This is a genomic window from Sedimentimonas flavescens (assembly GCF_019264375.1).
GTDB lineage: Bacteria > Pseudomonadota > Alphaproteobacteria > Rhodobacterales > Rhodobacteraceae > Rhodobacter > Rhodobacter flavescens.
In genome coordinates this window covers 121,322-147,701 of the sequence record NZ_JAHVAI010000009.1, presented here as the reverse complement: position 1 = coordinate 147,701, position 26,380 = coordinate 121,322, and the positions used below count along the sequence as shown (strand labels likewise).

Sequence of the window (26,380 nt, the reverse complement as noted above, 5' to 3'; positions counted from 1 at the left end):
GAAAAACGGCAGGCATCGGATCACGGTAATGGCAGGAACAGGTGGGCGGCAGGGGCCCTTGGTGGCAGACAAGCGCTACAAAGCGGCGGCGAAGCCCGCTGCGCCCAAGAAAGCCGCCAAGCGCCGCAAGGCCCCGCGTGCACCGCACAAGCGCGGCCCGATCATGGGGCTTCTGCATCTGATCTGGCGCGCGATCTGGGGCATGACATGGCGCGCCGGAGCCTTTGTCGCGATGATCGTCGGCCTTGCCACCTTCTACTTCTACGCGGGCCTGCCCGACGTCTCGGCGCTGCTCGACGGGCGCTATCGCGGCTCGGTCACCATGCTGGATCGCAACAACCAGGTCTTTGCCTGGCGTGGCGAAACCTTCGGCGGCCAGATCACGGCCGAGAACGTCTCGCCGCATCTCAAGAACGCCGTCATCGCGACCGAGGACCGACGCTTCTATCGCCATTTCGGCGTCAGCCCGCGCGGCATCGCCTCGGCGATCAAGATCAACCTGTCCGAGGGGCGCGGCCCGCTTGAGGGTAACGGCGGCTCGACCATCACCCAGCAGGTCGCGAAACTGCTCTGCCTCGGCGTCGAATACGACCCCGCGATCTGGAAGACCGAGGCGGCCTATGAGGACGACTGCCGCTCGGGCGGGATCAAGCGCAAGATCAAGGAGATCCCCTACGCACTGGCGATGGAGGTCAAGTATTCCAAAGAGGAGATCCTGACGATCTACCTCAACCGCGCCTATCTGGGCGCGGGGGCGCGCGGCTTCGAAGCCGCGGCGCAGCGTTATTTCGGCATCTCGGCGGCGAATGTGAACCCGCAGCAGGCCGCGATGCTGGCAGGGCTGCTCAAGGCACCCTCGCGCTATGCGCCCACGACCAATCTGACCCGCGCGCAAGAGCGCGCAGGCATGGTTTTGGCGCTGATGCATGAGCAGGGTTACCTGGATGACGGCGAATGGCAGGCCGCACGCGCCAACCCGGCAACGCTGTCCGAGGCCGCACAGGCCCGCGCGGGCGGCTATTTTGCCGACTGGGTGATGGATACGACGCCCGACTTCCTGTCGAAGGATACGACCGAGGACGTGATCATCCACACCACGCTCGACCAGCGCATCCAGAGCGCGGCGGAAGAGGCGCTGAAATCCGTCTTCGAAACCAAGGTCAAGGAAGGCTCCGAGGCCGAGGCCGCGATTGTCGTCATGTCCGCCGATGGCGCGGTGCGCGCAATGGTGGGCGGGCGTGCCACGAAAGTGTCGGGCGCGTTCAACCGCGCAACGCAGGCCAAGCGGCAGACCGGCTCGACCTTCAAACCCTTTGTCTATGCGGCTGGTCTCGACATGGGCATGACGCCCGATACGACCGTTCTGGACGGCCCGCTGACGGTGAACGTGCGCGGATCGGGCCACTGGTCGCCGCAGAACTACACCAAGGAATTCCTGGGGCCGATCCCGCTTTGGATGGCGCTGGCACATTCCATCAACACCTCCACGGTGCGCGTGGGGCTTGAGGTCAGCTTTGACCAGGTGCGCAAGGTCGCGTCAGATTTCGGCTTTGCCTCGGATCTGGCCCCCGGCCCCGCCGTTGTGCTGGGCGTTTCCGAATCCACCCTGCTTGAGATGACGGGCGCCTTCGCGGGCATCCTGAACGGTGGCAGCTCGGTTGAGCCCTTCGGCATGAACGAGCTGCGCATCAAGGGCGATGCCGAACCGCTTTTCGGCGCCGGCGGCGGTATGGGCGAGCGGGTGATCTCGGAGAGAGCCGCGCGCGAGCTGATGTGGATGATGCATCAGGGTATCGAGCAGGGCACCGGCCGCCGCGCCCGGATCGAGGGGCGCCAGATCGCAGGCAAGACCGGCACCACCCAGGCCGCGCGCGACGCCTGGTTCATCGGCTTCACCGCCGATTACGTGACCGGGGTCTGGATGGGCTATGACGACAACCGCCCGCTGTCGGGTGTGACCGGGGGCGGCCTGCCTGCCGATATCTGGCGCGAGGTCATGGTGCGGGTCGAAGACGGCCTGCCCGCGCGCCCCCTGCCGATGGCGGACCCGTCCGAGTGGCGCAACAGTGGCGGTCAGGTCTGGTCTTCGGGCGACCCGATCCCCGAGGGCGGCGTGCCCGTGATCAACGGCGAGCTCGTTCGCCGCAGCACCCAGCCCGACCGCAACGAAACCCTTGGTCAGGCCATCGAGAACCTGCTGCGCTCGCTTTATTAGGCGGGCTCAGCCGGCGGTCTTGAGATCCGCGATCAGCGCATCGATATCACCCCGGCGCCGATCAAGCATGGCGCCGATCTCGGTGCGCTCGGAGGCCAGCATGTTCACCCCCTCGATGATGAGGTTGAAGAACAGATCGCGCCCCGACTTGTCCGAGACATGCCAGAGCACCTCGAACGGCGCCTGACCCGGCATATAGGCAATGGTCTTGACCTCGTAGAAGGTCTTGACCGCCCGCGCGCCTTGCACCTCGAAGCGAGAGCCGAAGAACTCGCGGAAGCGCTTGCCGTACTTGCGCGACAGATACCCCCGGAAGGCGGTGGTGAAGGCCGACATCTGTGCCGAACTGGCCGAGCGCGCGGCCGTTCCAAGCGCCGAGCGCGCGATGACCGGCACATCGGCGTAACGGGTGAAGATCTTCTCGAAATCCGCGTAAAGCGCCGCGCCGCTCTTGCCCGAGGCAATCGCCGCGTTCACATCGTTGACCGCGCGCTGGATCAGCGCGCTCGCCTCGGCATCGTTCAGCGCCAGCGCCGGGGCGGGCAGCGCAAGGGCGGCAACCCCCGCGACGCCAAACGCCAGCAGGCTGCGGCGGGTCGGTTCATTCCGCATAGGGGTCCTCATAGGGGTCATAGGCATCTGCATCGTTTTCCTCCCTGCCGGAAAGCTGGTAGCGGCGGCTTTGCAGGTAAAGCAGCCGGGTCTGGGCGTAGCTATCGGCGCTTTCATGCAGCACCGAATCCACCGTGTCGCCAAAGCGCTTGCGATTCGCGATCTTGCCCGCGATCCGCACGCCGGTGACGGCAACGGCATCCTGCCCTTCGAATGCCACGTTGACCGGGTCGAGGACGAAGTCGACGAGCCAGCCGATCGCATCGCGCTCGGTCGAGGCACCAACAACCGGCAGCACGACATAGGCGCCCTCGCTCCAGCCCCAGACATAGAGCGTCTCGCCGAAATCGGTATCTGTCTCGTGCAGGCCGAAGACAGCGCCCGCCGGGTCGAACACCCCGCCGATCCCGATGGTGGAGTTGATCACGAAGCGCAGACTGTTCTCGACCGCTGGTTCCGCGCGCCCCTGTAGCACCGAGTTGACCGCCTTGCTAGGCAATCCGAGGTTGCGCGACGCATTGGCCAAACCGTCGAAGACCGGCTCGGGCAACACGATCGGCTTGATGGCCGTCACGAAAACACGGTCGAGCTTCTTGTTGAACTCATGCGTGGAGCGATTCTGCTCTTCATGGGGGTCCCAGAACTCACCCTCATGCGGCGGTGTCCCGCCACAGCCCGCCAGCACGACGCACATGGCCAACGCCCCGGTCTGCAAGGTCAGCAACTGCATCTTACCCCCCATCCCGGCCGCCGCCGGTCAATATTCAAATGCCGGGAGTCCAATTCAACTTATCCTCTAAAGTTAGGTCTATGCATAGGCGGAAACAAGGCGTGCCAGCGTCACAACCGAGACAATAGCGCCGCAGTCGGCCAGGCATCGGCGGGTAGCCCCAGGCGCATCTGTTCGCGCTGCACGGCGTCGCGCGTGCGGGCCCCCAGGATACCATCTATGGCGCCCACATCATGGCCACGTGCTGCCAGCTTCTGCTGCAAGACCTTCATCTGCTCGGCACTCAGACCAGCCTCGGGGCGGCCCGGATCGAATCGTGCGGCGCCCTCCAGTCGCGTCGCGAAATAGGCTGCGGTGGTGACGTAGACAAAGCTCTTGTTCCACTCGAACAACACCTGAAAATTTGGGTAGACCATGAAGGCCGGCCCCTTGCGTCCCATCGGAAGCAGCACCGATCCCTTGCCCGACGCCAGCGCGCCTGCGCGCGCCTTGACACCCATGCGCGCCCATTCGGATGTATCGAGCGCGACTTTCATTCCCGTCTTCGACCAGTCGAGCCCCTCGGGCACCATGATCTCCTGCATCCAGGGCTCACCCTTGCGCCAACCCAGATCGCGTAGCATCCGCGCCCCCGACATCAGCGCATCGGGCGCCGAGGTCTTGAGCGTGACATGCCCGTCGCCATCGCCATCGACCCCGTTGCGCAGGATATCTTCGGGCAGCATCTGCACCTGCCCGATCTCGCCCGCCCAGGCACCGATAGTGCGCTGCGGGTCGAAATCGCCGCGCCGGAACAACTCTGCGGCCGCCAGAACCTGCGGCCGGAACAACTCGGGGCGGCGGCAATCATGGGCCAGCGTGACCAGCGCATCGCGTGTGTTGAAATCGCCCTGCACCGCGCCGTAATCGGTTTCAAGCGCCCAGAACGCCAGTAGCACCCCGCGTGACACGCCATATTCGCGCTCGATCCGGTCGAAGACCGCCTTGTACTTCTGGCTGTTCTTCGCCCCGTTCGTCAGTCGGTTCTGGCTGATCAGAGATTGTGAGAACTCAATGAAATTCTTGCGAAAAACGCCCTGCGCACGATCGGCTTTCAGAACGCGCGCATCCTGGCGCACACCACGCAGAAAAGCGTCCGCCTGCGCCTCGCTCAGCCCCTGAGCGCGGATCTCGGCCTTGAGGCCCTGCACGAAGGTGCCGAAATCGCCCCCGCATTGCGCGGCCACGGGTAAAGGCAGGCAAAGGCCCCAGATCAGGGCCGCAACAAAGGGACGCATGAAATCCTCCGGTAGTCGAATGGCTCAAGGCTAGTCGCTGCGCGGCAGCATCGCAACAGCGTTGCGCTCAGACCCTGGATCACCCCGATCTCAGCGTCATACTTTTGATAAACTTGATTTTTATACAGTCAGGCGCAGGATGTCCCTTAGGGGGATTCGTCGTAGGAGGGGGAGATGGAGTTTCTGCCGAAAGATCTCGTGGCGGCTCTGCGTGCCGCCTACCGGCCCGAGGGGGGCCGCAAATCGCGTTTGCGCATTCACACCGGCGACGAGGTGCTGCCGGTGCTGCGCCGCTGGCGTGGCGGCTTTGCGCTCGATGCGACGCGGGTGACCCATCTGCGCGGGCATGTCGAGCTTTACGAAGGCGGGCGGCATATCGCCAGCGCGCTGATCGTGGCTTCTGACATCGACGGGGATGAGCTGATCTGCACGGTCAAGCGCGAAACCCCGGTGGCCGACCGCGCGCCGCTGGATTTCGTGCGCCCCGACGATGCGCCGGTTGGATATCTGCCCTCGGCCTGAGGGCTCAGGGCAGGATCTCGACGCGCGCACCCACGGGGGTTGCTGCGAACAACTCCTCGATCTCGGCATCGGCCAGCGCGATGCAACCGGCCGTCCAGTCATGGCCAAGCGTTATACCGCGCGGCAGGATGTTGGGCTGACCGTGAAAGAAGATATCGCCCCCCGGATCGACCCCGGCCGCTGCGGCGCGGGCGCGGTCTTCTTTCTGCGGATAGTCGATGCCCAGTGACAGGTGATAGGCGCTGGAGCCGTTGCGCCGGTCGATACGGAAGACACCCTCGGGCGTGCGCCCGTCGCCCTCGCGCAGCTTGTCGCCCTCGGGCGCGAAGCCGAGCCGAATGCGATAGACCCGCGCCACCTGATCGCCGGTATAGACCGTCATCCGGCGCGCGGCCTTTTCAACGACAATACGGCTGACCGGTCCCGCAAGCGGCGGCAAAGGCGGCTGCGGGCGCGGCAGCACAATCGCCACCACGCCCGCCAATAACACCGCCAGCGTGAACGCTGAAAAGATCCGCGCCAGCCGCCGCAGCATCACTGCAAGTCGGCGAAGGCGTCTTTCAGCCGCGCCACGGCCTCTTCGACACGGGCGCGCGGCGTCGCCAGGTTGAAGCGCAGGAAATTCTCGCCGCCCAGACCGAAGGTGGCGCCATGGTTGGCGGCGATCTTCGCATCTTTCTCGACTCGCGCGATGAACTCGGCCGGTTCCATTCCGGTATCGGCGAAATCGACCCAGGCGAGATAGGTCGCCTCAAGCGGCATCGAGCGCAGGCCGGGGATCGCGTTCACGCCCGCATCGAAGATCTTGCGATTGCCGTCGATATAGGCCAGCAGCGCATCGACCCAGGCCGCACCCTCGGGCGAATAGGCCGCCGTGGCCATCGCCAGACCAAAGCTGTTGGGCGAAATCCCCATCGCCATCATGCGCGCGCCGAACCGCTTGCGCAGTTCGGGGTCGGCGATGATGACATTGCCCGTCAGACCGCCCGCGATGTTGAAGGTCTTGGTGGTGGCGGTCATCATCACCAGCGGCATGTCGGGCTCGACCACGGCCATCGGGATATGCTTGCGCCCGCCCGGCATCACCAGGTCATGGTGGATCTCGTCCGAGACCAGCACGAGGTTGTGGCGGCGCGCGAAATCGGCGGCGGCACGCAGCTCATCCTCGGTCCAGACCCGGCCACCGGGGTTATGCGGCGAGCACAGGATCATCATCTTGGCCGAGCCGTCCATCTGCGCGTCCCAGGCGTCGAAATCCATCTCGTAGCGGCCATCGACGCGCTTGAGCGGGCATTCCACCACGGTGCGGCCAGCGGCGCGAATGACGCGTGCAAAGGCGTGATAGACCGGGGTCATCAGCACCACGCCATCGCCCGGCGCGGTGAAGGCATCGACGCAAAGCGCGGTGCCGTTCACGAGGCCATGGGTGGTAAAGATCCACTCCGGCTCGACATGCCAGCCGTGGCGGTTGGCCATCCACCACTGGATCGCGGCATGATAGGCGCGGTTGTCGCCCCAGTAGCCATAGACCCCGTGCGCCGTCATGCCCTCAAGCGCGCGCTGCACGCAGGCCGGGGGGCGAAAGTCCATGTCGGCGACCCACATCGCGATCCCTTCGCGCGGGCTGACGCCGTAGATGCCTTGCATTCCGTCCCATTTGGACGAATGGGTGCCCACCCGGTCGATCACTTCGTCGAAATTCGGGGCGGCCGTCAGGGCGGCACGATTCGGGGCCTGGTTCATGTCTCCACCTTTCCAGAGGCAAGATTTTCCTGATTTGCTAGGTAATATAGCACACCCTCCCAATGCATCATAAATTATTGGAACTCTGTTCCTATATCACCAGCCATGATGGAAAATCATTCCATCCGAACCCGACCATTGCACCATGGGCGCCCATCGCCTAAATCACGGGCTATGACCATTCGCCCGATCCTGATCCATCCCGACCCGAGGCTCAAGAAGCTTTGCGACCCCGTCGCCTGCGTGGACGACGAGATTCGCAAGCTTGCCGACGACATGCTGGCCACCATGTATGACGCGCCCGGCGTGGGCCTTGCCGCGCCGCAGGTGGGCGTGCTCAAGCGGGTTTTCGTGATGGATTGCGTCAAGGACAACACCGCCGCGCCGCAGCCCATGGTGCTGATCAACCCCGAGATCACCTGGACCTCGGAAGAGACCAACGTCTATGAGGAAGGCTGCCTGTCGATCCCCGAGCAATATGCCGAGGTCACCCGCCCGAAAGAGGTGCGGATGCGCTGGCTGGGCCTTGACGGGCAGATGCACGAGGAACAGTTCGACGGCCTCTGGGCAACCTGCGCGCAGCATGAAAACGACCATCTCAACGGCAAGCTCTTCATCGACTATCTGGGCGCGATGAAGCGCTCGATGATCACGCGCAAGATGGAAAAGCTCAAGCGCGAGCGGGCGCGCGGCGTGAAGGAAGCCTGATGGCCGTCCGCCCCTTCATCCCCTACGAGGACAAGCGCCTGCACACCGCCGCAGAACCGGTTGAGCAGATCACCGAGACCGTGCGGATGATCTGGGACGACATGATCGAGACGATGGAGGCGATGCCCGGCGTGGGCCTTGCCGCGCCGCAGATCGGCATCATGATGCGTCTGGCCGTCGTCGATGCCTCGGACAAGCGCGGTCAGGCTGTGCGTATGGCCAACCCCGAGGTGCTGCATGCCTCGGTGCAGATGCGCCGCCATGATGAGGCCAGCCCCAACCTGCCCGGCATCTTCGCCACGATCGAGCGCCCCCGCGCCGTCACCGTGCGTTTCCTCAACGACCAGGGCGAGATCGAAGACCGCGATTTCGTCGGCCTCTGGGCAACCTCGGTGCAGCACCAGATCGACCATCTGAACGGCAAGACCTTTGTCGATCACCTCTCGCCCCTGCGGCGCAAGATGCTGGTGCAGAAGTCGGCCAAGCTTTCGAAAAGGTAAGCCATGCGCGTGATCTTCATGGGCACTCCCGATTTCTCGGTTCCCGTGCTTGAGGCGCTGGCTGCCGAACATGAGGTTGTAGCCGTCTATTCGCAGCCTCCGCGCCCGGCGGGCCGGGGTAAGAAGGAACGCCCCTCGCCCGTCCATGCCCGCGCCGAGGCGCTTGGCATCGCGGTGCGCACGCCGCTGAACTTCAAGGCTGAGGAAGACCGCGCCGCTTTCGCCGCGCTGCACGCCGATGTGGCCGTCGTCGTGGCCTATGGGCTGATCCTGCCGCAGGCGGTGCTCGACGCGCCGTGCCACGGCTGCCTGAATATCCATGCCTCGCTCTTGCCGCGCTGGCGCGGAGCCGCGCCGATCCATCGCGCGATCATGGCGGGCGACGCCGAGACCGGCATCTGCATCATGCAGATGGAGGCCGGGCTCGACACCGGCCCGGTGCTGCTGCGCGAGGCCACGCCGATTGGCGAGACCGAAACCACCGGCGCGCTGCACGATCGCCTGTCGGCCATGGGTGCGCGGATGATCCTTGAGGCGCTGGATCGGCTTGAGACCCTGACGCCCGAACCGCAGCCCGAGGCGGGCGTGACCTACGCATCGAAGATCGACAAGGCCGAGGCGCGGATCGACTGGTCCCGCCCCGCGTCTGAGCTGGTGCGGCAGATCAACGGCCTTTCGCCCTTCCCCGGCGCCTGGTGCGAGATCGCGGGCGAGCGGGTCAAGATCCTGCGCGCCGCACCGGCTTCGGGTCAGGGCGCGCCGGGCGAGGTTCTGGGCGGCTTCACCGTCGCCTGCGGCCAAGGCGCGCTTGAGGTGCTCGATGCGCAGCGCGAGGGCAAGCGTCCGATGCCCGCGGCCGAGGTTCTCAAGGGTCTGAGCCTGCCCGCGCGGCTCTGAGCGGCCCGCAACGGGGGAAATCCTGACCCCCGCTCCCCTTTTCGTGCGGCCCTCCCTGCCCCATATTGTTCGGACCAACGGAGGCGCCCATGAACATCATCGCTCTCATCATCATCGGCGCGGCGGCGGGCTTTATCGCCACGCGCGTCATGAAACTGGAAACCGATATCCCGACAACCGTCGCGATCGGGATCTTCGGCGCGCTGATCGGCGGGCTGACACTGCGCTTCTTGCTGATGGTCACCGGCTGGATGTCAGGCTTTGCGGGCGCTGTGCTGGGGGCGATGGCGCTGATCTGGCTCTGGCGCCGTTACGTGGCGCGCTGATGCCCGCCTTTCTTGCGATCCTCGGGCTCGGCGCCTCGCGCCTTGTGCTCTGGATCATCGCCATCTCGATCTGGCTGATCAGCCGCCCCGGCGGCTGGGCGGTGCTGGCCGTTCTGGCGCTGGTGGGGGTGAAGCTGCTGCCCGCGAAATAGGCCTTTTCAGAGTTTCGCTGCGCCCGCATAATCCCGGGCGAATTTTGAGGGAGACATAGTCCATGCCACTTGAGACCATCAGCGGCGGCAATATCGTACTTCTGGCGCTTGCCGGTTTTATTGCCCTTGCGGTATTTCTGGGCGTCCGCATCGTTCCGCAATCCGAAAAGCACGTGGTCGAGCGTTTCGGCCGGTTGCGCGCCGTTCTGGGGCCGGGCATCAACTTCATCGTCCCCTTCCTTGACCGGGTCGCGCATCGCATCTCGATCCTCGAACGCCAGTTGCCGTCGACGCGGCAGGATGCGATCACCGCCGACAACGTGCTGGTGCAGGTCGAAACCTCGGTCTTCTACCGCATCACCGAGCCGGAAAAGACCGTCTACCGCATCCGCGACGTGGACGCGGCCATCGCCACTACCGTGGCGGGCATCGTGCGCTCGGAGATCGGCAAGATGGAACTGGACACCGTGCAGTCGAACCGCGCGGGCCTGATCGGCACGATCCAGGACAACCTCGCCAATGTCGTCGATGATTGGGGGATCGAGGTCACCCGCGCCGAGATCCTCGACGTGAACCTAGATGAGGCCACCCGCGCCGCGATGCTGCAACAGCTTAACTCCGAACGCGCCCGCCGCGCTCAGGTGACCGAGGCCGAGGGCCGCAAGCGCGCGGTCGAGCTGCATGCCGACGGCGAGCTTTACGCCGCCGAGCAACAGGCCAAGGCCCGCCGCATCCTGGCCGAGGCAGAGGCCTTCGCCACCGGCGTCATCGCCGAGGCCATCGCCAAGAACGGACTTGAGGCCGCGCAGTATCAGGTCGCACTCAAGCAAGTCGAGGCAATCTCTGAGGTCGCCAGCGGCAATGGCAAGCAGACCGTGATCCTGCCCGCCGCCGCGCTAGAGGCCTTCACCAATGCGTTCACGCTGATGAAGGGGAGATCGTGATGCTCTGGCAACAAGCGTGGTTCTGGGTCGCTGCCGGGGTCGTTCTGGGCGCGCTGGAGATGCTGATCCCCGGCTTCTTCCTACTGGGTTTCGCGATCGGCGCGCTGGTCGTGGGCTTTCTGGTCTGGCTCGACCTCATGGGTTCCAGCCTGCCGGCATTGCTACTCGTGATGGCGGCCACTGCCGTGCCCGCCTGGCTGATCGCGCGGCGCATCGCCGGGGTGCGCAGCGGCCAGAACAAGATCTGGGATCGCGACATCAACGAGAACTGATACTGCGAAAGAAGAAACGGCGGCCCTCGGGCCGCCGTTCTTGATTCAGACTGCGCGGATCTCTGACAAGATCGCCTGCGCGGCGGCCACCGGATCGGGCGCATCCCAGATCGGGCGACCCACCACCAGATGATCGGCCCCGGCGGCCAGCGCCGTCGCCGGCGTCTCGACCCGCTTCTGGTCACCGAGCGCCGCACCCGCGGGGCGCACGCCCGGCGTCACGATCAGCTTGCCCGCTGCCTGCGGCAGCGCGCGGATCACCGCCGCCTCACGCGGGGACGCGATCACGCCATCCGCCCCGGCCTCGAACGCGCGCGCGGCGCGTTCGGTCACCAGATCGGCGATCTCGCCTTGCTTGATCAGCGCCCCGTCCAGATCGCCCCGGTCGAGCGAGGTCAGAATCGTCACCGCCAGGATCTTGAGGTTCTTGCCCGACGCACCCTCTTTGGCGGCCTTCACCACATAGGGGTCGCCATGCACCGTCAGGAAATCCAGATCGTATTGCGCGATGCCCTTCACGGCCTTCTCGACCGTCGCGCCGATGTCGAAGAATTTCATGTCGAGGAAGATCTTCTTGCCGAATTCGAGCTTGAGTTCGTTGGCCAGCGCCAACCCCCCGCCCGTCAGCATCCCCAAACCGATCTTGTAGAACGACACGCTGTCGCCAAGCGCCTTGGCCAGCTCCAACCCGGCAAGGGCGTTCGGCACATCAAGGGCGACAATCAACCGGTCGTCGGCGGGCAGCATCTGGGTCATGGCAATTCTCCGGGGGAAGGGCAAACGGTGGCCTTTTGCGCCCGAACCGCGCGCCGGTCAAGAAAAAGCCGCCCGCACACCGGGCCAACTTTTTGCCGCACACCCGGTCGCACCCCCTTGAACCGGTGCCGCGCAAAAACCAACTCAATCTCAAGACCCGGAGCGGGGCGCGCCAGAATTGGGCGCCTCAAGGACCGGGGGCTTTAGGAAAGGAGATACCCGATGAACATGGAAAAGTTCACGGAACGGTCGCGTGGTTTCCTGCAGGCAGCCCAGACCATCGCGATGCGCGAGGGACACCAGCGGGTGGTTCCCGAACATCTGCTCAAGGCACTCATGGATGACGAAGAGGGGCTGTCGGCCAACCTCATCCGCCGCGCAGGGGGTGAACCCAAGCGCGTGCAGGAAAGCGTCGATCTGTTCGTCTCGAAGCTGCCCAAGGTCTCGGGCGGCGACGGTCAGGTCTATGTCGAGCAATCGCTGGTGCGTGTGCTTGATGAGGCCGAGAAAATCGCCAAGAAGGCGGGCGACAGCTTCGTGCCGGTCGAGCGGGTGCTGATGGCGCTGGCCGTGGTCAACACCAAGGCCAAGGACGCGCTGGATGCGGGCGCGGTTACCGCGCAAAAACTCAACACCGCGATCAACGATCTGCGCAAGGGCCGCACGGCCGACTCGGCCTCGGCCGAAGAGGGCTATGACGCGCTCAAGAAATATGCCCGCGACCTGACCGAGGCCGCCGAAGAGGGCAAGATCGACCCGATCATCGGCCGCGACGACGAGATCCGCCGCACCATGCAGGTGCTGTCGCGCCGCACCAAGAACAACCCCGTCCTGATCGGCGAACCCGGCGTGGGTAAAACCGCCATCGCCGAGGGGCTTGCGCTGCGCATCATCAACGGCGACGTGCCCGAAAGCCTGCGCAACAAGAAGCTGCTGGCGCTCGACATGGGCGCGCTGATCGCCGGGGCGAAATACCGCGGTGAATTCGAGGAGCGCCTCAAGGCGATCCTGAAGGAGATCGAGGCCGCCGCCGGCGAGATCATCCTGTTCATCGACGAGATGCACACGCTGGTGGGCGCGGGCAAATCCGAGGGCGCAATGGACGCAGCGAACCTGATCAAACCGGCGCTTGCGCGCGGTGAGCTGCACTGCGTCGGCGCGACCACGCTCGATGAATACCGCAAATATGTCGAGAAAGACGCGGCCCTTGCGCGGCGCTTCCAGCCGGTGATGGTCGAAGAACCGACCGTCGAGGACACGATCTCGATCCTGCGCGGCATCAAGGAGAAATATGAACTGCACCACGGCGTTCGCATCTCCGACTCGGCGCTGGTGGCGGCTGCGACGCTTTCGCATCGCTACATCACCGACCGCTTCCTGCCCGACAAGGCGATCGACCTCGTGGACGAGGCCGCAAGCCGCCTGCGCATGGAAGTGGACAGCAAGCCCGAAGAGCTTGACGCCCTCGACCGCCAGATCCTGCAAATGCAGATCGAGGCCGAGGCCCTCAAGCGCGAGGATGACGTGGCCTCCAAGGACCGCCTCGAAAAGCTCGAGAAGGATCTGGCCGAGCTGCAACAGCGCGCCGCCGCGATGACCGCCAAATGGCAGGCCGAGCGCGACGCGCTCGAAGCCTCGCGCGACGTCAAGGAAAAGCTCGACCATGCCCGCGCCCTGCTTGATCAGGCCAAACGCGAAGGCAACTTCGCCAAGGCGGGCGAGCTGCAATACGGCACCATCCCCGAGCTGGAAAAACGCCTCTCGGAAGCCGAAGGCAACGAGGACGGGCAGATGGTCGAGGAGGCCGTGCGCCCCGAACAGATCGCCGAGGTGGTGGAACGCTGGACCGGCATCCCGACCTCGAAGATGCTTGAGGGCGAGCGCGAAAAGCTGCTGAAGATGGAAGAGGAGCTGCACAAGCGCGTCATCGGCCAAGATACGGCGATCACCGCCGTGTCGAACGCCGTACGCCGCGCCCGCGCGGGTCTGAACGACGAGAACCGCCCGCTCGGTTCCTTCCTGTTCCTCGGCCCGACCGGCGTCGGCAAGACCGAACTGACCAAGGCCGTCGCCGAATACCTCTTCGACGACGACACCGCGATGGTGCGCATCGACATGTCCGAGTTCATGGAGAAACACTCCGTCGCCCGGCTGATCGGCGCACCGCCCGGCTATGTCGGCTACGATGAGGGCGGCGTGCTGACCGAGGCCGTGCGCCGCCGCCCCTATCAGGTCGTCCTCTTCGACGAGGTCGAAAAGGCCCACCCGGATGTCTTCAACGTGCTCCTCCAGGTGCTCGACGATGGTGTTCTGACCGATGGTCAGGGCCGCACGGTGGACTTCAAGCAGACGTTGATCGTCCTGACCTCGAACCTCGGCAGCCATGCGCTCAGCATCCTGCCCGAGGGTTCGTCCAGCGATCAGGCCAAGGCCGAGGTGATGGAGGCTGTGCGGGCCCATTTCCGCCCCGAGTTCCTGAACCGCCTCGATGAGATGGTGATCTTCGACCGCCTGACCCGTGGCAACATGGACGGCATCGTCGCAATCCAGCTTGCCCGGCTCGAAAAGCGCCTCGCGCAACGCAAGATAGCGCTCGCGCTCGACGAGGCCGCCAAGATGTGGCTCGCCGACGAAGGCTACGACCCGGTCTATGGCGCGCGCCCGCTCAAGCGGGTGATCCAGCGCTCGCTGCAAGACCCGCTGGCCGAACTCATCTTGGGCGGTGAGATTCTTGACGGCGCCACCGTGACGATCACCGCCAATGAAAACGGTCTCGTGGTCGGAGGCAAGGTCTCGGCCTCGTCCCGCCGCGCCCCGGCCGATGCCATCCTGAACTGATCCGGCGAAGGGGGCTCCGGCCCCCTTCCCTTCTTCTTGGGTCAAATACCTCGGGGGTGAATTTCGCCCGCCCGGGCGAAAGAGGGGGCAGCGCCCCCTCGCTCCGGCCCCGCCAAGGCGCTAGAATGGGGCAAACCTCGGTGCCCCATGCCCGCCCTTTGCCGCGATTGTCTCACCTCTTTCGACACCGCCCCCGCACGCTGCCCGCGCTGCGGCCGCCCGCGCATTCTCGCCCACCCAGAGCTCTTCTCGCTCCCCATCGCCCATATCGACTGCGACAGCTTCTATGCATCGGTCGAGAAACGCGACAACCCAGAGCTTTCCTCCCGGCCTGTGATCGTGGGCGGCGGCACGCGCGGCGTCGTCTCCACCTGCTGCTATGTCGCCCGCATCTCGGGCGTGCGTTCGGCCATGCCCATGTTCCAGGCCCTCAAACTCTGCCCCGAGGCCGTGGTCATCCGCCCGCGCATGTCGCATTACGCCGAGGTCTCGGCCCGCATCCGCGCACTCATGGCCGCGCTCACCCCGCTCATTGAACCCCTCTCGCTCGACGAGGCATTCCTAGACCTCACCGGCACCGAGCGCCTCCACAACGCCCCGCCCGCGCTCCTGATGGCCCGCCTCGCCCGGCAGATCGAGACCGAGATCGGCGTCACCGCCTCGGTGGGCCTTTCGCATAACAAGTTCCTCGCCAAGATCGCCTCCGACCTCGACAAACCGCGCGGCTTTTCCGTGATCGGCCGCGCCGAAACGGAAGGCTTCCTGCGCGACAAGCCGGTCTCGCTGCTCTGGGGCGTTGGCGCCGCCACCCGCGTCGCACTCGGCCGCGCGGGCCTGCGCACCCTGGCCGACATCCGCCGCACCGGCCGCGATCAGATGCTGCGCCGCTTCGGCACCCAAGGCACGCGCCTATGGCACCTCGCCCATGGCGAGGACCACCGCCGCGTGAACCCCAATGAGCCGATCAAATCCGTCTCGAACGAAACCACCTTCGCGCAGGACATCGAGGACCGCGAAGAGCTCAAGACCCAGCTCTGGATCATGGCCGAGAAAGCCGCCGCGCGGATGAAGGCCAAGGGGCTTGAGGGCCGCACCGTCACGCTCAAGCTGCGCCGCGCCGATTTCTCGGCCCTCTCGCGCCAGATGCAGCTTGAGGAACCCTCGCAACTCGCCGACACGCTCTATCGCGATGGCACCCGCCTCCTCGACGCTCTGCCCGAACGCGGCCCCTTCCGGTTGATCGGCATCGGCTATTCCGACCTCACCACCGCCAGCGGCCGCGACCCGGTGGGCGATCTGCTGGACCCGCAGGCCCGCGCCCGCGCAGGCGCCGAGCGCGCCGCCGACAAGATCCGCGCGAAATTCGGCAGCGACGCGATCCGCACGGGCCGCAGCCTGCGCGGGGAGGACTGATCACTCGGCCGCGATGCGCCCCTGCGCCCGGCCCAGTTCGGCAATCTGCGCGACCGCACGCCCCATCACCCCGGCAAAGGCATCGAACTGCGGTGCACGGCGCACCAGCCGCTCATCCATGTAAAGGCTGCGGCAGATCTCCAGTTGAATGACCTCCACATCCTCAGCGGGCCGCCCGTAGCGCTGCGCAATATAGGCGCCCGCAAAGGGGCGGTTGCGCGCCACCCGCAACCCCAGCCCGCGCAGCACAGCCTCGACCGCCGCAACCGTACTCGCCCGCGCCGTGTTGCCGTGGCGATCGCCCAGAACGATATCGGGGCGCTGCGCACCGAAGGCATCCAGCGCCTCACTCGGCATCGAATGCATGTCGATCAGGATCGCGCGCCCGAACTGGCAACGCACCTCCTCGATCAGTTCCGCAAGCGCCGCGTGATAGGGGCGCCAGACCGCATCGATTCGCGCCTGCGCCTCCGCACAGCTAATCTTGCCTGCATAGATCGCCCGCCCGCTTGCCACCACCCGCGGAATCACCCCAAGCCCCGCCGCCACACGCGGCGAGACCGGCGCGCGCCGCCCCAGTCCCTCGATCAGCGCAGGGTCCAACTCATCCGCCGCCCGATTCAGATCGACCCAGGCGCGCGGCAGACGCGCCGCCAGAAGCGCCGCTCCCTCCTGCGGTGCGCGCTGCAGCAGATCCTCGACAAATGCATCCTCGGAGGAACGCAGCCTGGCCTCGTCGAGCCCCGTGCGCTCCAGCAACGCCTGCGGATAGTCGCGCCCGGAATGCGGCGACGCGAAGATGACCGAGGTCGTCAGTCGCGCGGGCCGCGTCAGCCGATAGGGCAGCGTTTCTGGCATCGTCTCTCCTCGTTACCTGAGCAGCCTACACCGAATTGATTTCCCGCCAAAACCCTCTTGCAAGCCGCCCCGACTCCTTTTATAGACCCGCAGACCGACGCGGTTCCGCCCCGCGTCCTTTTCATCTGAAAGGGATGCAGCGGCAGAATCACTTAGGCTGTGGGCGGTTAGCTCAGCGGTAGAGCACTACGTTGACATCGTAGTGGTCACTGGTTCGATCCCAGTACCGCCCACCATTCGCCGCTCCCTCGGGGGTTTAAGCTTAAGGCGCACGCGCGCCGCGAAAAGGAGATGGCCAATGAAGGTCCGTAACTCGCTCCGCTCGCTCAAGCAGCGTCACCGCGATTGCCAGGTCGTGCGCCGTAAAGGCCGCGTCTACGTGATCAACAAGACGCAGAAGCGCTTCAAGGCCCGTCAGGGCTGAGGCGTAGAGCCACGGAATTTCAAGGCCGCGCAGGGGCAACCCGCGCGGCCTTTTCCATGCTGGACGCAAAGCAACGCCGCACCCGATCAAGGGTTCGCGCCCATGCCCATTCTTCTTGGAGAAAATACCTCGGGGGTGAGCGGCAGGGCCGCGAGGGGGCAGCGCCCCCTCCCCTCAGTCGTATTTGCGCAGATCGTCGATCACCTTGCCGTCGTTCGGCAGGCTGCCCGGCGCGACCAGTTCGATCACACCTTTCATCTTCAGCGCCTCGACAACGCCGCCATTGAAGCGCGCCGGGTCCGAGGCTTCGGTCTCGATCTGAACCGTCATGACGTCCATCTCGCCGTCGCGCGTGGCGATCACGCGCGCACGCGCGACCTCCGGATGAGCCGCGACGAAGGCCGCGACCTGCTCGGGGCGCACGAACATACCCTTGATCTTGGTGGTCTGATCTGCCCGTCCCATCCAGCCCTTGATGCGCTGATTGGTGCGTCCGCAGGGCGAGATGCCGGGCATGATCGCGCTCAGATCGCCGGTGGCGAAACGCACGAGCGGGTAATCGGGGTTGAGCGTGGTGACGATGACTTCGCCGACCTCGCCATCGGGCACCGGATCGCCGGTGCCGGGGCGCACGATCTCGACGATCACACCCTCGTCGAGGATCATCCCCTCCATCGCGTCGGATTCGTAGGCAATATTGCCCAGATCCGCCGTGGCGTAGCACTGAAGGCATTGGATGCCGCGATCCGCGTACTCCTTGCGCAGGCTCGGGAACAACGCCCCCCCACCCACGGCCGCGCGGGTAATGCCCAGGCGTTCCCCCATCTCCTCGGCCTTGTCGAGAATGATCTTGAGATAGTCAGGCGTGCCCGAATAGACCGTGGTGCCGATATCGACCGCGGCGCGCACCTGCAACTCGGTCTGCCCGGTCCCGGCGGGCAGCACCGCTGCGCCAACGGCCCGCGCCCCGGATTCGAAGATCATCCCTGCGGGCGTCAGGTGATAGCCAAAGCAGTTCTGCACGATATCGCCCTGGCCCACACCACAGGCATGCAGGAAGCGGCCCATGCGCCACCAGTCATGGCTCACATCGCCCGGCTCGTAGATCGGACCGGGGCTCTGGAAGATATGGGCAAAGGCATGGGCTGGTTTGCTGGTCAGCCCGCCGAAGGGCGCCTGCGCCTTCTGCGCCGCGCCCAGGTCCGACTTGCGCAGCACCGGCAAGCGGGCCAGCGCCGCACGAGAGGTGATCTGCCCCGCCTCGACCGGGCCCAGATGCGCCGCCATACCCGGCGCGCTCAGCGCCCGCGCGATCACCTGCGGCAGATCCCGAGCCAGCGCAGCCGCGCGCTCATCGACCGAGCGGGTTTCGAGATCGTCGTAGTAGCGGCTCATGTCGGACCCTCCATCGGGGTATAAGTCATCTTTCTGCGCAGCAGCATTCTGCGCAGCAATCGTTTGAATTCAGTCAGTTGCGTTACGCCAGCCAGCGCTTACGACGGCGATAGCTGCGTACTTCGCGGAAGCTCTTGCGCCCATCGTCCGAGACGCCCAGATAGAATTCCTTCACATCCGGGTTCTCGCGCAGCGCCTTGGCCGGGCCGTCCATCACGACGCGGCCGGATTCCAGAATATAGCCGTAATGCGCGTAGCGCAGCGCGACGTTGGTGTTCTGCTCGGCCAACAGGAAGGTCACGCCTTCGCCTTCGTTGACCGCTTTCACGATCTCGAAGATCTGCTCGACCAGCTGCGGCGCCAGGCCCATCGAGGGTTCGTCGAGCAGGATCGTCTCGGGGCGCGACATCAGCGCGCGGCCCATGGCGACCATCTGCTGCTCCCCGCCCGACGTGTAGCCCGCCTGACTCTTGCGGCGCTCTTTCAGGCGCGGGAAGTAGTTATAGACCATCTCGAGGTCCTTCTGGATCTCGGCGCGCCCGTCGGTGCGGGTATAGGCGCCGGTCAGCAGGTTTTCCTCGACGGTGAGGTGCTCAAAGCAGTGGCGGCCCTCCATCACCTGGATCACGCCCTTGCGCACCAGATCGGCCGGGGACAGTTCCTGCACGCGCTCGCCGCGATAGATGATCGATCCTTTGGTCACCTCGCCGCGCTCGGATTTGAGCAGGTTGGAAACAGCCTTGAGCGTCGTCGTCTTGCCCGCGCCGTTGCCGCCCAGAAGCGCGGTGATACCGCCCTTGGGCACGCTCAGGCTTACGCCTTTCAGAACGAGGATGACGTGGTTGTAGATCACCTCGATGTTGTTGACCTCGAGAAGGGTCTCGGTTTTCCCGGCGTCGAGCATGGCATTCTCCGTGAATGAGGCCCCCGGCCGCGAACGGCCGGGGGGAGGTCAGCTTAGTTGCAGCGCTCGGTGATGCCGGCTTCAGCCGCGAAGGCAGCCGAGTCTTCGGCGACCAGCGGGTCAAGCACGTCGGCGTCCGAGGTGATCCAGTCCGACACCGCGTTCCAGGTCTTGCCACCGGCATCCCACTGGTAGATGCGGGCCGAACCCGGGCCACCGTGATCGGCGCAGTTCGCCGTGATCGGCTGGGCGAAGTCGGGCAGGCCAAGCTCGGTCAGACGCTCTTCGGTCAGGTTGAGGTTCTCGAAGCCCTCGCGCACCTGTGCCGCGTTCACCGCCGAGGTGCCGGCGATTTCCTGCGCCTTGCGGATCGCTTCCGAGATGGTCATCGCCGCGTACATGCCGCGCGAATAGAGCACCGTGCCCACCTGATCGCCCGCACCCGAGCCCTTGCCGGCGTCGAGAACGTACTTCTTCAGGTCGTCGTTGATCGGGAAGTTCGCGCCCGTGCCGTGGAAGCTGATGGTCTTGTAGCCATTGGCGCCGTCACCGGCCGGACCCACGTCGTTCTCCGAACCCGACCACCAGATGCCGATGAAGTTCTCCATCGGGAACTTGATGTTCACGGCTTCCTGAATCGCGACCTGGTTCATGACGCCCCAGCCCCACATCAGGACGTAATCGGGCTTGTCACGGCGGATCTGCAGCCACTGCGACTTCTGTTCCTGGCCGGGGTGATCGACCGGCAGTTCGACCAGCGTGAAGCCGTGCTTCTTCGACAGCTCGGTCAGGGTGCGGATCGGTTCCTTACCATAGGCCGAGTTGTGATAGACGAGCGCGATCTTCTTGCCGTTCAGATCGCCGCCGTTGACGTCGAGCAGGTGCTTGACCGCAACGCTGGCGCCGTCCCAGTAGTTCGCCGGGTAGTTGAACACCCATTCAAACACCTTGCCGTTGGCGGCCGAGGTGCGGCCGTAGCCCGGGGTGTAAAGCGTGATGCCGTCGGCCGAGACCTTCGGGATCAGCTGATAGGTGATACCGGTCGAGAGCGGGTTATAGACAAGCGCGCCCATGCCCTTGGTCGACTCGTAGCATTCCACACCCTTTTCGGTGTTGTAGGCGGTCTCGCATTCCGGAACGACGACCTTCTCGCCGCCGATGCCGCCGTCACGCTCGTTGAGCAGCGTGAAATAGTCGTTGAAGCCATCCGCGTAGGGGATGCCGTTGGCGGCATAGGCCCCGGTGCGGTAGCTCATGTTCGGCACAACCAGGTCGGCCATCGCCGGAGCGGCGGTGGCGGCGATGGTCGCGGCCGCAAGTGCTGCAAAAGTCTTCTTCATACGTCAATCCTCCCAGAACGTATTCAGGTGTCGGTTGCCGGTTGCCCGGTTCTTGGCTGGCCCCTCAGTGCGGGAAGGGCCAGAGTCTCAGTTTTTCTTTTGCCACGCGCCACAGTTGCGCCAGGCCATGCGGTTCCGCGATCAGGAAGATCACGATCAGACCGCCCACGATCATCAGCTCGATATGCGCCGCCAAGTCGGTCGGCCAACCCAGCGTCCCCACGAGCACGTTCTTCAGAAGCACCGGCAGCAGGACCAGGAAGGCCGCGCCCGCGAAGCTGCCGAAGATCGACCCCAGGCCCCCGATGATCACCATAAAGAGGATCAGGAAGGACTTCTGGATACCGAAGGCTTCGCCCACTTCGGCCGCGCCCAGATAGACCGCGAAGAACAGCGCCCCGGCGATGCCGATAAAGAACGAGCTGACGGCAAAGGCGGTGATCTTGGTGCTCAGCGGGTTCACCCCGATGATCTCGGCGGCGATATCCATGTCGCGGATCGCCATCCACTTGCGCCCCACCGTGCCGCGCGTCAGGTTGCGCGCGATCACCGCGACGATCGTCAGCATGACCAGGCAGAACATGTACTTCGCGGTAGCCGAGGTCTGCGCACCGGTGACGAAGACACCGAAGATCGTGCGGTCGGGCGCGTTGATCTGACCCGAGGCCGAGTAGTTGTAGAACCACGGAACCTTGTTGAAGAGCCACACGAGGAAGAATTGCGCCGCGAGCGTTGCCACCGCAAGGTAGAAGCCCTTGATGCGCAGCGACGGAAGGCCGAACAGAACCCCCACTGCGGCGGTGATGCCGCCCGCGATCAGCACGTGAAAGAAGATCGACACTTCAGGAAAGGCGGTCATCAGCTTGTAGACGGCATAGGCGCCCACGGCCATGAAGCCGCCGGTACCCAGGCTGACCTGTCCGGCAAAGCCGACCAGAATATTCAGCCCGATCGCCGCGATCGAGTAGATCAGGAACGGCACGAACACAGCGTTCGCCCAGTAATCGTTGATGAATAGCGGGATCACCCCGAAGGCGACTGCCAGCACCGCGTAGTAGCGCAGGCGGTCGAACTTGATCGGGAAGGTTTGGCTGTCCTCCCGATAGGACGTTTTGAAATCACCGGCCTCGCGGTAGAACATCAGAGCCTCCCCCCGTCATTGTTGCGGGGGAAGGTCGTTCCGCCCCCGATCAGCAGCCCCGGCGCAACCGCAGCCAGGACCAGAGCCCGACCGCCGCTCCGGCGGCTGCGAGCAGCATGTTGGTGACCTGCAGCCCCATCGGCTCCGAACTCGGCGCGGCAAGCGCGATCCAGCCGAAGGCTAGTGCTGCAGCCCATCCGATAGTGAAGACAGTCGCGCAGGTTTTCATGACCGAAGGACCTCCCAATCCTTGTCGCGGCCATCTGGGGCCGCATATGGCTCCCTTCCCTTCGGCTCAGGCCTCCCTGCCCGTTTGCTGCCGAATCTGCGGCAGGATGTCGCAGCGCGGCGCCCTGATCAACAGATTTCTTTCCGTGAATGTTAGCCATATCGATCACACCCGCTCGATGATCTTTTCGCCGAACAGACCCTGCGGCCGGAACACGAGGAAGATCAGCGCCAGCACATAGGCGAACCAGTTCTCGGTCGCGCCGCCGATCATCGGACCGATGGTGAATTCGAACAGCTTCTCGCCCACACCGATGATCAGACCGCCCACGATGGCGCCCGGGATCGAGGTGAAACCGCCAAGCATCAGCACCGGCAGAGCCTTGAGCGCGATCAGCGACAGCGAGAACTGCACGCCCGACTTCGAGCCCCACATGATCCCTGCAACCAGCGCCACAAAGCCTGCGATCGACCACACGAGGATCCAGATGAAGCGCAGCGAGATGCCTACCGACAGCGCGGCCTGGTGGTCGTCTGCCACGGCGCGCAGCGCGCGGCCCTGTTTGGAGTACTGGCTGAACAGCGTCAGCGCGGTCACCAGCAGCACCGCCACGACGGTGGCCACGATGTCGAGGTTGTCGATGAAGAAACCATAGCCGAACAGGCTGTCGGTCACGCTCTCCACGGTCTCCGAGATACCCTGCGGCAGGCCGACGTCGAGCTTCTTGATATCGGCGCCCCACATGACGTCGCCGAAACCTTCAAGGAAATAGGCCAGACCGATGGTCGCCATGAACAGGATGATCGGCGCCTGGTTGACGAGGTGTTTGAGCACCAGCTTCTCGATGACGATCGCAAGACCGACCATCACGCCAGCGGTCAGGATGATGGCCAGAATAGAGGGGACGGTCCAGCCGAAGTGGCTGACATGCATCCCTGTCATCGCGTTGATCAGATGGGCGAAGGGCACCTGACCCTGCTGGATACCCACCAGCGTCAGCGCCGCGAACAGCGCCAGCACGCCCTGCGCGTAGTTGAAGATGCCCGACGCCTTGTAAATCAGCACGAAGCCAAGGGCGACCAGCGCATACATGACGCCGGCCATCAGGCCGTTCAGCGTCACTTCCATCGCAAAGAGAAGTTGATCAGGCATGGTGCCCTCCCGTCGGCGTCGTCTGCATGATGTCTGCATCAAGGATGCAGGATGTGTGCATGTCCGGTTTGCGGCCCTGAAGCTCAGTCATGGGCCACCCCCAGATAGGCGTCGATAACGTCCTGGTTGTTGCGCACCTCATCGGGCGGGCCGTCGCCGATCTTGCGGCCATAGTCCATGACGACCACGCGGTCGGACAGGTCCATGACGACGCCCATGTCATGCTCGATCAGCACGGTGGTGGTGCCGAACTCGTCGTTCACATCGAGGATGAAGCGGCACATGTCCTCTTTTTCCTCGACGTTCATGCCGGCCATCGGCTCGTCCAGAAGCAGGATCTTGGGCTCAGCGGCCAGTGCGCGCGCCAGTTCCACCCGCTTCTTCAGACCGTAGGGCAGTCGGCCCACCGGGGTCTTGCGGATCGGCTGGATCTCGAGGAAGTCGATGATCTTCTCGACCTTCTCGCGGTGCGCGTCCTCTTCCTTCGAGGCCCCGCCCCACCACATCGCCTGGCTCAGCAGACCCGATTTCATCAGGGTCAGGCGGCCGGTCATGATGTTGTCGAGAACCGACATGCCATCAAACAGCGCGATGTTCTGGAAGGTACGCGCGATACCAAGGCCCGCGATCTCATAGGGGCGCATCGGCCCGCGCTTGTAGCCCTTGAACCAGACCTCGCCCTCGGTCGGGATGTAGAAACCCGAGATGACGTTCAGCATGGAGGACTTGCCCGCCCCGTTGGGGCCGATGATCGCGCGGATCTCGCCCTGACGGATGTCGAACGAGATGTCGCTGATCGCCGTAACCCCGCCGAACTTGAGGGTGATGTTCTTCAACTCCATCAGAACGCCACCGATCTGGCGGCCGTCTGCGGTGATGTAACCGTCGCTCATGTCGTTCATTCCGCGGCCATCCTCTGTTCGGGGGCGACTTCGGCGTCGGCGATGTTCAGCGTCGCCTTGATCGCGCCCTTGCGGCCATCCTCGTAGGTGACCTCGGTCTCGGTGTAGATGCTGGTACGCCCGTCATAGAGCGCCTCGATAAGGTCGGCGAATTTCTCGGCGACGATATTGCGGCGCACCTTGCGGGTCCGGGTCATCTCGCCGTCGTCGGCATCCAGTTCCTTGTGCAGGATCAGGAAGCGGTGGATCTGGCAGCCCGACAGCATCGGATCGAGCGCGACCGAGGCGTTCACCTCGTTCACATGGCTCTTGATCATCTCATAGACCTTCGGGTGACCCGCCAGTTCCTGATAGGAGGCATAGGCGATGTTGTTGCGCTCGGCCCAGTTGCCGACCGCGTTCAGGTCGATGTTGATGAAGGCCGTGCAGCGGTCCTTGCCCGCGCCAAAGACGACAGCCTCTAGGATGTTGGGGTAGAACTTCAGCTTGTTTTCAACGTATTTGGGTGCGAACAGCCGCCCGTCGGCCATCTTGCCCACGTCCTTGGCGCGGTCGATGATACGCAGGTGACCCGAGCCTTCCTCGAAGAAGCCTGCGTCCCCCGTTGCCACCCAGCCCTCGGGATCTTTCGTCGAGGCGGTGCTTTCGGGGTTGTTATAGTATTCGACGAAGGTGCCGGGGCTGCGGTAGAACACCTCCCCGTTGTCGGCGATCTTCACCTCGACGCCGGGCGAGGGCACGCCGACGGTATCGGAGCGCACTTCGCCATCGGGCTGCTGGGTGATGAAAACGCTCGCCTCGGTCTGGCCGTAGAGCTGTTTGAGGTTGATCCCCAAAGAGCGGTAGAAATCGAAGATCTCGGGGCCGATGGCCTCGCCCGCGGTATAGCCCACGCGGATATTCGTGAACCCGAGCGTGTTCTTCAGCGGGCCGTAGATAAAGAGATTGCCAAGCGCATAGCCCAGCCGGTCCGCGCCGCTGACCGGCTTGCCGTCAAGGATCGCCGGTCCCACCTTGCGCGCCAGCGCCATATAGCGGTCGAACAGCCATTTCTTGAACTTGCCCGCGTCTTCCATGCGGATCATGACGTTGGTCAGCTGACCTTCGAACACGCGCGGCGGGGCGAAGAAATAGGTCGGCCCGATCTCGCGCAGGTCGGTCATCATGGTCGAGGCGTTCTCGGGGCAGTTCACGGTGAAGCCCGCCCAATAGGCCTGCCCGACCGAGAAGATGAAGTCGCCCACCCAGGCCATCGGCAGGTAGGCCAGAACTTCCTCGTTCCGGGTCAGCTTGTCGAAGGCGCAGGAATTCTTGGCGGTCTCGATGATGTTGCGGTTCGACAGCACCACGCCCTTGGGCTTGCCGGTGGTGCCCGAGGTATAGAGCATCACGCAGGTCGAGTCGTAGTTCAACTCGGCGATGCGGTGGTTGAGCTCTTCCTCATAGCGGTAGTGGCCCGCGCGGCCTTCGGAAACGACATCCTCCAGCGCGTTCATGCGGGTGTGGTCGTATTTCCGCATACCGCGCTTGTCGGTATACATGACATGCTTGATCGAGTGGATCTGGTCTTCGACCTCGACGACCTTGTCGACCTGCTCCTGGTCGCCGCAGACCACGAAGCGCGCGCCGCAATGGCCCAGCACATAGGCCATCTCTTCGGCCACGGCGTCCTGGTAGAGCGGCACCGGCACGGCCCCGCACATCTGCGCCGCAACCATCGCCCAGTAATGGGCAGGGCGGTTGCGCCCGATGATGGCAATGTGGTCGCCACGCTCGACGCCAAGGCTCAGGAAGCCCATCGCCATGGCGCGGATTTCCTCGGAAGCCTGCGCCCAGGTCCAGCTCTGCCAGATGCCGAATTCTTTTTCACGATAGGCGGGGTATCCGCCGTATCGCTGCACGTTCCGCGCCAAGAGCGCAGGAATCGAATGCGCAGATCCCTCTGCCGCAACTGCGTCAGCCATTGTTCCTCCCTCGCGCCAGTTACCCGGCGTTCTCGCCGCAGGGGCGATTCCTCCTGCGCCCCATAGCGGCACAGTGACACCCTCGCGGTCAAAGTTTTCCTGATTTTTTCTTGAATCTAACGAATTCTTACCGGAGCAACAGGCCCCTTTTTCATCCGGCCCCGGA

27 protein-coding genes and 1 tRNA gene are annotated in these 26,380 nt (G+C 64.6%); 13 read left to right on the top strand and 15 right to left on the bottom strand.

All coding sequences use genetic code 11. The annotated features are described in order from the left end of the window. The first annotated feature begins 28 nt into the window (after positions 1-28). On the top strand, positions 29-2,215 hold the full coding sequence (locus tag KTQ37_RS10605) for a transglycosylase domain-containing protein (RefSeq protein WP_218630488.1): 2,187 nt from the start codon (positions 29-31) through the stop codon (positions 2,213-2,215). A gap of 6 nt (positions 2,216-2,221) precedes the next feature. On the opposite strand, the gene KTQ37_RS10600 is transcribed toward KTQ37_RS10605, so the two are convergent. From KTQ37_RS10600 to KTQ37_RS10590, 3 genes are all read right to left on the bottom strand, one after another. Continuing rightward, positions 2,222-2,827 (bottom strand): MlaC/ttg2D family ABC transporter substrate-binding protein, encoded by a 606-nt coding sequence (locus KTQ37_RS10600; RefSeq protein WP_236021177.1) that lies wholly within the window; start codon positions 2,825-2,827, stop codon positions 2,222-2,224. Beyond that, complete coding sequence (locus KTQ37_RS10595) at positions 2,817-3,557, bottom strand: MlaA family lipoprotein (RefSeq protein WP_218630486.1); 741 nt, start codon at positions 3,555-3,557, stop codon at positions 2,817-2,819. The genes KTQ37_RS10600 and KTQ37_RS10595 overlap by 11 nt, the downstream gene beginning before the upstream one ends. 110 nt (positions 3,558-3,667) lie before the next feature. Then, positions 3,668-4,834 carry a lytic murein transglycosylase gene (locus KTQ37_RS10590; protein WP_218630485.1) on the bottom strand — a complete coding sequence of 389 codons (1,167 nt, stop codon included), beginning with the start codon at positions 4,832-4,834 and terminating at the stop codon, positions 3,668-3,670. 174 nt (positions 4,835-5,008) lie between these two features. Here KTQ37_RS10590 and KTQ37_RS10585 point away from each other — a divergent pair, with 174 nt between their 5' ends. Next, positions 5,009-5,356 (top strand): hypothetical protein, encoded by a 348-nt coding sequence (locus tag KTQ37_RS10585; RefSeq protein ID WP_218630484.1) that lies wholly within the window; start codon positions 5,009-5,011, stop codon positions 5,354-5,356. A 4-nt stretch (positions 5,357-5,360) separates the two neighbouring features. Here the strand turns inward: KTQ37_RS10585 and KTQ37_RS10580 are convergent, their stop codons facing one another. Together KTQ37_RS10580 and KTQ37_RS10575 are read right to left on the bottom strand one after the other, a co-directional pair. Continuing rightward, positions 5,361-5,891, bottom strand: a complete 531-nt coding sequence (locus KTQ37_RS10580; RefSeq protein WP_218630483.1) for a L,D-transpeptidase family protein — start codon at positions 5,889-5,891, stop codon at positions 5,361-5,363. Beyond that, entirely contained in the window at positions 5,891-7,099 is a 1,209-nt protein-coding gene (locus KTQ37_RS10575) for a MalY/PatB family protein (RefSeq protein WP_218630482.1), read from the bottom strand. Before KTQ37_RS10575 ends, KTQ37_RS10580 begins: the two co-directional genes overlap by 1 nt. 174 nt (positions 7,100-7,273) lie before the next feature. Here KTQ37_RS10575 and def (KTQ37_RS10570) point away from each other — a divergent pair, with 174 nt between their 5' ends. The 7 genes from def (KTQ37_RS10570) (at position 7,274) to KTQ37_RS10540 (ending at position 10,898) form a co-directional block, all read left to right on the top strand. Next, positions 7,274-7,807, top strand: coding sequence for a peptide deformylase (gene def, locus KTQ37_RS10570; protein WP_218630481.1), 534 nt, complete (start codon positions 7,274-7,276; stop codon positions 7,805-7,807). Further along, positions 7,807-8,307 carry a peptide deformylase gene (gene def / locus KTQ37_RS10565; protein WP_218630480.1) on the top strand — a complete coding sequence of 167 codons (501 nt, stop codon included), beginning with the start codon at positions 7,807-7,809 and terminating at the stop codon, positions 8,305-8,307. Before def (KTQ37_RS10570) ends, def (KTQ37_RS10565) begins: the two co-directional genes overlap by 1 nt. A gap of 3 nt (positions 8,308-8,310) precedes the next feature. Further along, a complete protein-coding gene (gene fmt / locus KTQ37_RS10560; protein ID WP_218630479.1) occupies positions 8,311-9,204 on the top strand; it encodes a methionyl-tRNA formyltransferase in 894 nt (297 codons plus the stop codon). Between the two features lie 89 nt (positions 9,205-9,293). Beyond that, the gene (locus tag KTQ37_RS10555) at positions 9,294-9,530 is read left to right on the top strand and encodes a GlsB/YeaQ/YmgE family stress response membrane protein (RefSeq protein WP_218630478.1); all 237 of its coding nucleotides are present in this window, start codon (positions 9,294-9,296) and stop codon (positions 9,528-9,530) included. Then, a complete protein-coding gene (locus tag KTQ37_RS10550; RefSeq protein ID WP_218630477.1) occupies positions 9,530-9,682 on the top strand; it encodes a hypothetical protein in 153 nt (50 codons plus the stop codon). Before KTQ37_RS10555 ends, KTQ37_RS10550 begins: the two co-directional genes overlap by 1 nt. Before the next feature lie 62 nt (positions 9,683-9,744). Continuing rightward, complete coding sequence (locus tag KTQ37_RS10545; protein WP_218630476.1) at positions 9,745-10,626, top strand: SPFH domain-containing protein; 882 nt, start codon at positions 9,745-9,747, stop codon at positions 10,624-10,626. Further along, positions 10,626-10,898: an NfeD family protein gene (locus tag KTQ37_RS10540; protein WP_218630475.1), complete on the top strand. Its 273-nt coding sequence runs from the start codon at positions 10,626-10,628 to the stop codon at positions 10,896-10,898. The genes KTQ37_RS10545 and KTQ37_RS10540 overlap by 1 nt, the downstream gene beginning before the upstream one ends. 45 nt (positions 10,899-10,943) lie before the next feature. On the opposite strand, the gene pyrF is transcribed toward KTQ37_RS10540, so the two are convergent. Further along, a complete protein-coding gene (gene pyrF, locus KTQ37_RS10535; protein ID WP_218630474.1) occupies positions 10,944-11,654 on the bottom strand; it encodes an orotidine-5'-phosphate decarboxylase in 711 nt (236 codons plus the stop codon). A gap of 222 nt (positions 11,655-11,876) precedes the next feature. On the opposite strand from pyrF, the gene clpB reads away from it, so the two are divergent. Together clpB and KTQ37_RS10525 are read left to right on the top strand one after the other, a co-directional pair. Then, positions 11,877-14,492 carry an ATP-dependent chaperone ClpB gene (clpB, locus tag KTQ37_RS10530; RefSeq protein ID WP_218630473.1) on the top strand — a complete coding sequence of 872 codons (2,616 nt, stop codon included), beginning with the start codon at positions 11,877-11,879 and terminating at the stop codon, positions 14,490-14,492. A gap of 147 nt (positions 14,493-14,639) precedes the next feature. Further along, positions 14,640-15,905: a DNA polymerase IV gene (locus KTQ37_RS10525; protein WP_218630472.1), complete on the top strand. Its 1,266-nt coding sequence runs from the start codon at positions 14,640-14,642 to the stop codon at positions 15,903-15,905. On the opposite strand, the gene KTQ37_RS10520 is transcribed toward KTQ37_RS10525, so the two are convergent. Then, the gene (locus tag KTQ37_RS10520; protein WP_218630471.1) at positions 15,906-16,763 is read right to left on the bottom strand and encodes an N-formylglutamate amidohydrolase; all 858 of its coding nucleotides are present in this window, start codon (positions 16,761-16,763) and stop codon (positions 15,906-15,908) included. A 161-nt stretch (positions 16,764-16,924) separates the two neighbouring features. Here KTQ37_RS10520 and KTQ37_RS10515 point away from each other — a divergent pair. Both KTQ37_RS10515 and ykgO read left to right on the top strand, forming a co-directional pair. Next, a tRNA-Val gene (locus KTQ37_RS10515) sits at positions 16,925-16,999 on the top strand. 62 nt (positions 17,000-17,061) lie between these two features. After that, positions 17,062-17,187 carry a type B 50S ribosomal protein L36 gene (gene ykgO, locus KTQ37_RS10510; protein ID WP_038074920.1) on the top strand — a complete coding sequence of 42 codons (126 nt, stop codon included), beginning with the start codon at positions 17,062-17,064 and terminating at the stop codon, positions 17,185-17,187. A gap of 174 nt (positions 17,188-17,361) precedes the next feature. Here the strand turns inward: ykgO and KTQ37_RS10505 are convergent, their stop codons facing one another. From KTQ37_RS10505 to KTQ37_RS10470, 8 genes are all read right to left on the bottom strand, one after another. After that, positions 17,362-18,582: a phenylacetate--CoA ligase family protein gene (locus KTQ37_RS10505; protein WP_218630470.1), complete on the bottom strand. Its 1,221-nt coding sequence runs from the start codon at positions 18,580-18,582 to the stop codon at positions 17,362-17,364. Positions 18,583-18,664: 82 nt separating this feature from the next. After that, complete coding sequence (locus KTQ37_RS10500) at positions 18,665-19,486, bottom strand: ABC transporter ATP-binding protein (RefSeq protein WP_218630469.1); 822 nt, start codon at positions 19,484-19,486, stop codon at positions 18,665-18,667. 53 nt (positions 19,487-19,539) lie between these two features. Next, complete coding sequence (locus KTQ37_RS10495; RefSeq protein WP_218630468.1) at positions 19,540-20,826, bottom strand: ABC transporter substrate-binding protein; 1,287 nt, start codon at positions 20,824-20,826, stop codon at positions 19,540-19,542. A 64-nt stretch (positions 20,827-20,890) separates the two neighbouring features. After that, positions 20,891-21,967 (bottom strand): branched-chain amino acid ABC transporter permease, encoded by a 1,077-nt coding sequence (locus KTQ37_RS10490; protein WP_218630467.1) that lies wholly within the window; start codon positions 21,965-21,967, stop codon positions 20,891-20,893. A gap of 49 nt (positions 21,968-22,016) precedes the next feature. Further along, positions 22,017-22,196, bottom strand: a complete 180-nt coding sequence (locus tag KTQ37_RS10485) for a hypothetical protein (RefSeq protein ID WP_218630466.1) — start codon at positions 22,194-22,196, stop codon at positions 22,017-22,019. A 165-nt stretch (positions 22,197-22,361) separates the two neighbouring features. Then, complete coding sequence (locus tag KTQ37_RS10480) at positions 22,362-23,348, bottom strand: branched-chain amino acid ABC transporter permease (protein WP_218630465.1); 987 nt, start codon at positions 23,346-23,348, stop codon at positions 22,362-22,364. A gap of 83 nt (positions 23,349-23,431) precedes the next feature. Next, positions 23,432-24,250 carry an ABC transporter ATP-binding protein gene (locus KTQ37_RS10475; protein ID WP_218630464.1) on the bottom strand — a complete coding sequence of 273 codons (819 nt, stop codon included), beginning with the start codon at positions 24,248-24,250 and terminating at the stop codon, positions 23,432-23,434. Next, entirely contained in the window at positions 24,247-26,214 is a 1,968-nt protein-coding gene (locus KTQ37_RS10470; protein WP_218630463.1) for a long-chain fatty acid--CoA ligase, read from the bottom strand. The genes KTQ37_RS10475 and KTQ37_RS10470 overlap by 4 nt, the downstream gene beginning before the upstream one ends. Positions 26,215-26,380: the final 166 nt, after the last annotated feature.

What these genes read in the sequence shown, in the direction of transcription:
- KTQ37_RS10495 (WP_218630468.1), bottom strand. Translation starts at nt 20,826, where the DNA reads ATGAAGAAGACTTTTGCAGCACTTGCGGCCGCGACCATCGCCGCCACC.
- KTQ37_RS10485 (WP_218630466.1), bottom strand. Translation starts at nt 22,196, where the DNA reads ATGAAAACCTGCGCGACTGTCTTCACTATCGGATGGGCTGCAGCACTA.
- pyrF (WP_218630474.1), bottom strand. Translation starts at nt 11,654, where the DNA reads ATGACCCAGATGCTGCCCGCCGACGACCGGTTGATTGTCGCCCTTGAT.
- def (WP_218630481.1), top strand. Translation starts at nt 7,274, where the DNA reads ATGACCATTCGCCCGATCCTGATCCATCCCGACCCGAGGCTCAAGAAG.
- fmt (WP_218630479.1), top strand. Translation starts at nt 8,311, where the DNA reads ATGCGCGTGATCTTCATGGGCACTCCCGATTTCTCGGTTCCCGTGCTT.
- KTQ37_RS10520 (WP_218630471.1), bottom strand. Translation starts at nt 16,763, where the DNA reads ATGCCAGAAACGCTGCCCTATCGGCTGACGCGGCCCGCGCGACTGACG.
- KTQ37_RS10555 (WP_218630478.1), top strand. Translation starts at nt 9,294, where the DNA reads ATGAACATCATCGCTCTCATCATCATCGGCGCGGCGGCGGGCTTTATC.
- KTQ37_RS10500 (WP_218630469.1), bottom strand. Translation starts at nt 19,486, where the DNA reads ATGCTCGACGCCGGGAAAACCGAGACCCTTCTCGAGGTCAACAACATC.
- KTQ37_RS10480 (WP_218630465.1), bottom strand. Translation starts at nt 23,348, where the DNA reads ATGCCTGATCAACTTCTCTTTGCGATGGAAGTGACGCTGAACGGCCTG.
- KTQ37_RS10545 (WP_218630476.1), top strand. Translation starts at nt 9,745, where the DNA reads ATGCCACTTGAGACCATCAGCGGCGGCAATATCGTACTTCTGGCGCTT.
- KTQ37_RS10490 (WP_218630467.1), bottom strand. Translation starts at nt 21,967, where the DNA reads ATGTTCTACCGCGAGGCCGGTGATTTCAAAACGTCCTATCGGGAGGAC.
- KTQ37_RS10525 (WP_218630472.1), top strand. Translation starts at nt 14,640, where the DNA reads ATGCCCGCCCTTTGCCGCGATTGTCTCACCTCTTTCGACACCGCCCCC.
- KTQ37_RS10550 (WP_218630477.1), top strand. Translation starts at nt 9,530, where the DNA reads ATGCCCGCCTTTCTTGCGATCCTCGGGCTCGGCGCCTCGCGCCTTGTG.
- KTQ37_RS10580 (WP_218630483.1), bottom strand. Translation starts at nt 5,891, where the DNA reads ATGCTGCGGCGGCTGGCGCGGATCTTTTCAGCGTTCACGCTGGCGGTG.
- KTQ37_RS10540 (WP_218630475.1), top strand. Translation starts at nt 10,626, where the DNA reads ATGCTCTGGCAACAAGCGTGGTTCTGGGTCGCTGCCGGGGTCGTTCTG.
- def (WP_218630480.1), top strand. Translation starts at nt 7,807, where the DNA reads ATGGCCGTCCGCCCCTTCATCCCCTACGAGGACAAGCGCCTGCACACC.
- KTQ37_RS10595 (WP_218630486.1), bottom strand. Translation starts at nt 3,557, where the DNA reads ATGCAGTTGCTGACCTTGCAGACCGGGGCGTTGGCCATGTGCGTCGTG.
- clpB (WP_218630473.1), top strand. Translation starts at nt 11,877, where the DNA reads ATGAACATGGAAAAGTTCACGGAACGGTCGCGTGGTTTCCTGCAGGCA.
- KTQ37_RS10470 (WP_218630463.1), bottom strand. Translation starts at nt 26,214, where the DNA reads ATGGCTGACGCAGTTGCGGCAGAGGGATCTGCGCATTCGATTCCTGCG.
- KTQ37_RS10605 (WP_218630488.1), top strand. Translation starts at nt 29, where the DNA reads ATGGCAGGAACAGGTGGGCGGCAGGGGCCCTTGGTGGCAGACAAGCGC.
- KTQ37_RS10585 (WP_218630484.1), top strand. Translation starts at nt 5,009, where the DNA reads ATGGAGTTTCTGCCGAAAGATCTCGTGGCGGCTCTGCGTGCCGCCTAC.
- ykgO (WP_038074920.1), top strand. Translation starts at nt 17,062, where the DNA reads ATGAAGGTCCGTAACTCGCTCCGCTCGCTCAAGCAGCGTCACCGCGAT.
- KTQ37_RS10505 (WP_218630470.1), bottom strand. Translation starts at nt 18,582, where the DNA reads ATGAGCCGCTACTACGACGATCTCGAAACCCGCTCGGTCGATGAGCGC.
- KTQ37_RS10575 (WP_218630482.1), bottom strand. Translation starts at nt 7,099, where the DNA reads ATGAACCAGGCCCCGAATCGTGCCGCCCTGACGGCCGCCCCGAATTTC.
- KTQ37_RS10600 (WP_236021177.1), bottom strand. Translation starts at nt 2,827, where the DNA reads ATGCGGAATGAACCGACCCGCCGCAGCCTGCTGGCGTTTGGCGTCGCG.
- KTQ37_RS10590 (WP_218630485.1), bottom strand. Translation starts at nt 4,834, where the DNA reads ATGCGTCCCTTTGTTGCGGCCCTGATCTGGGGCCTTTGCCTGCCTTTA.
- KTQ37_RS10475 (WP_218630464.1), bottom strand. Translation starts at nt 24,250, where the DNA reads ATGAACGACATGAGCGACGGTTACATCACCGCAGACGGCCGCCAGATC.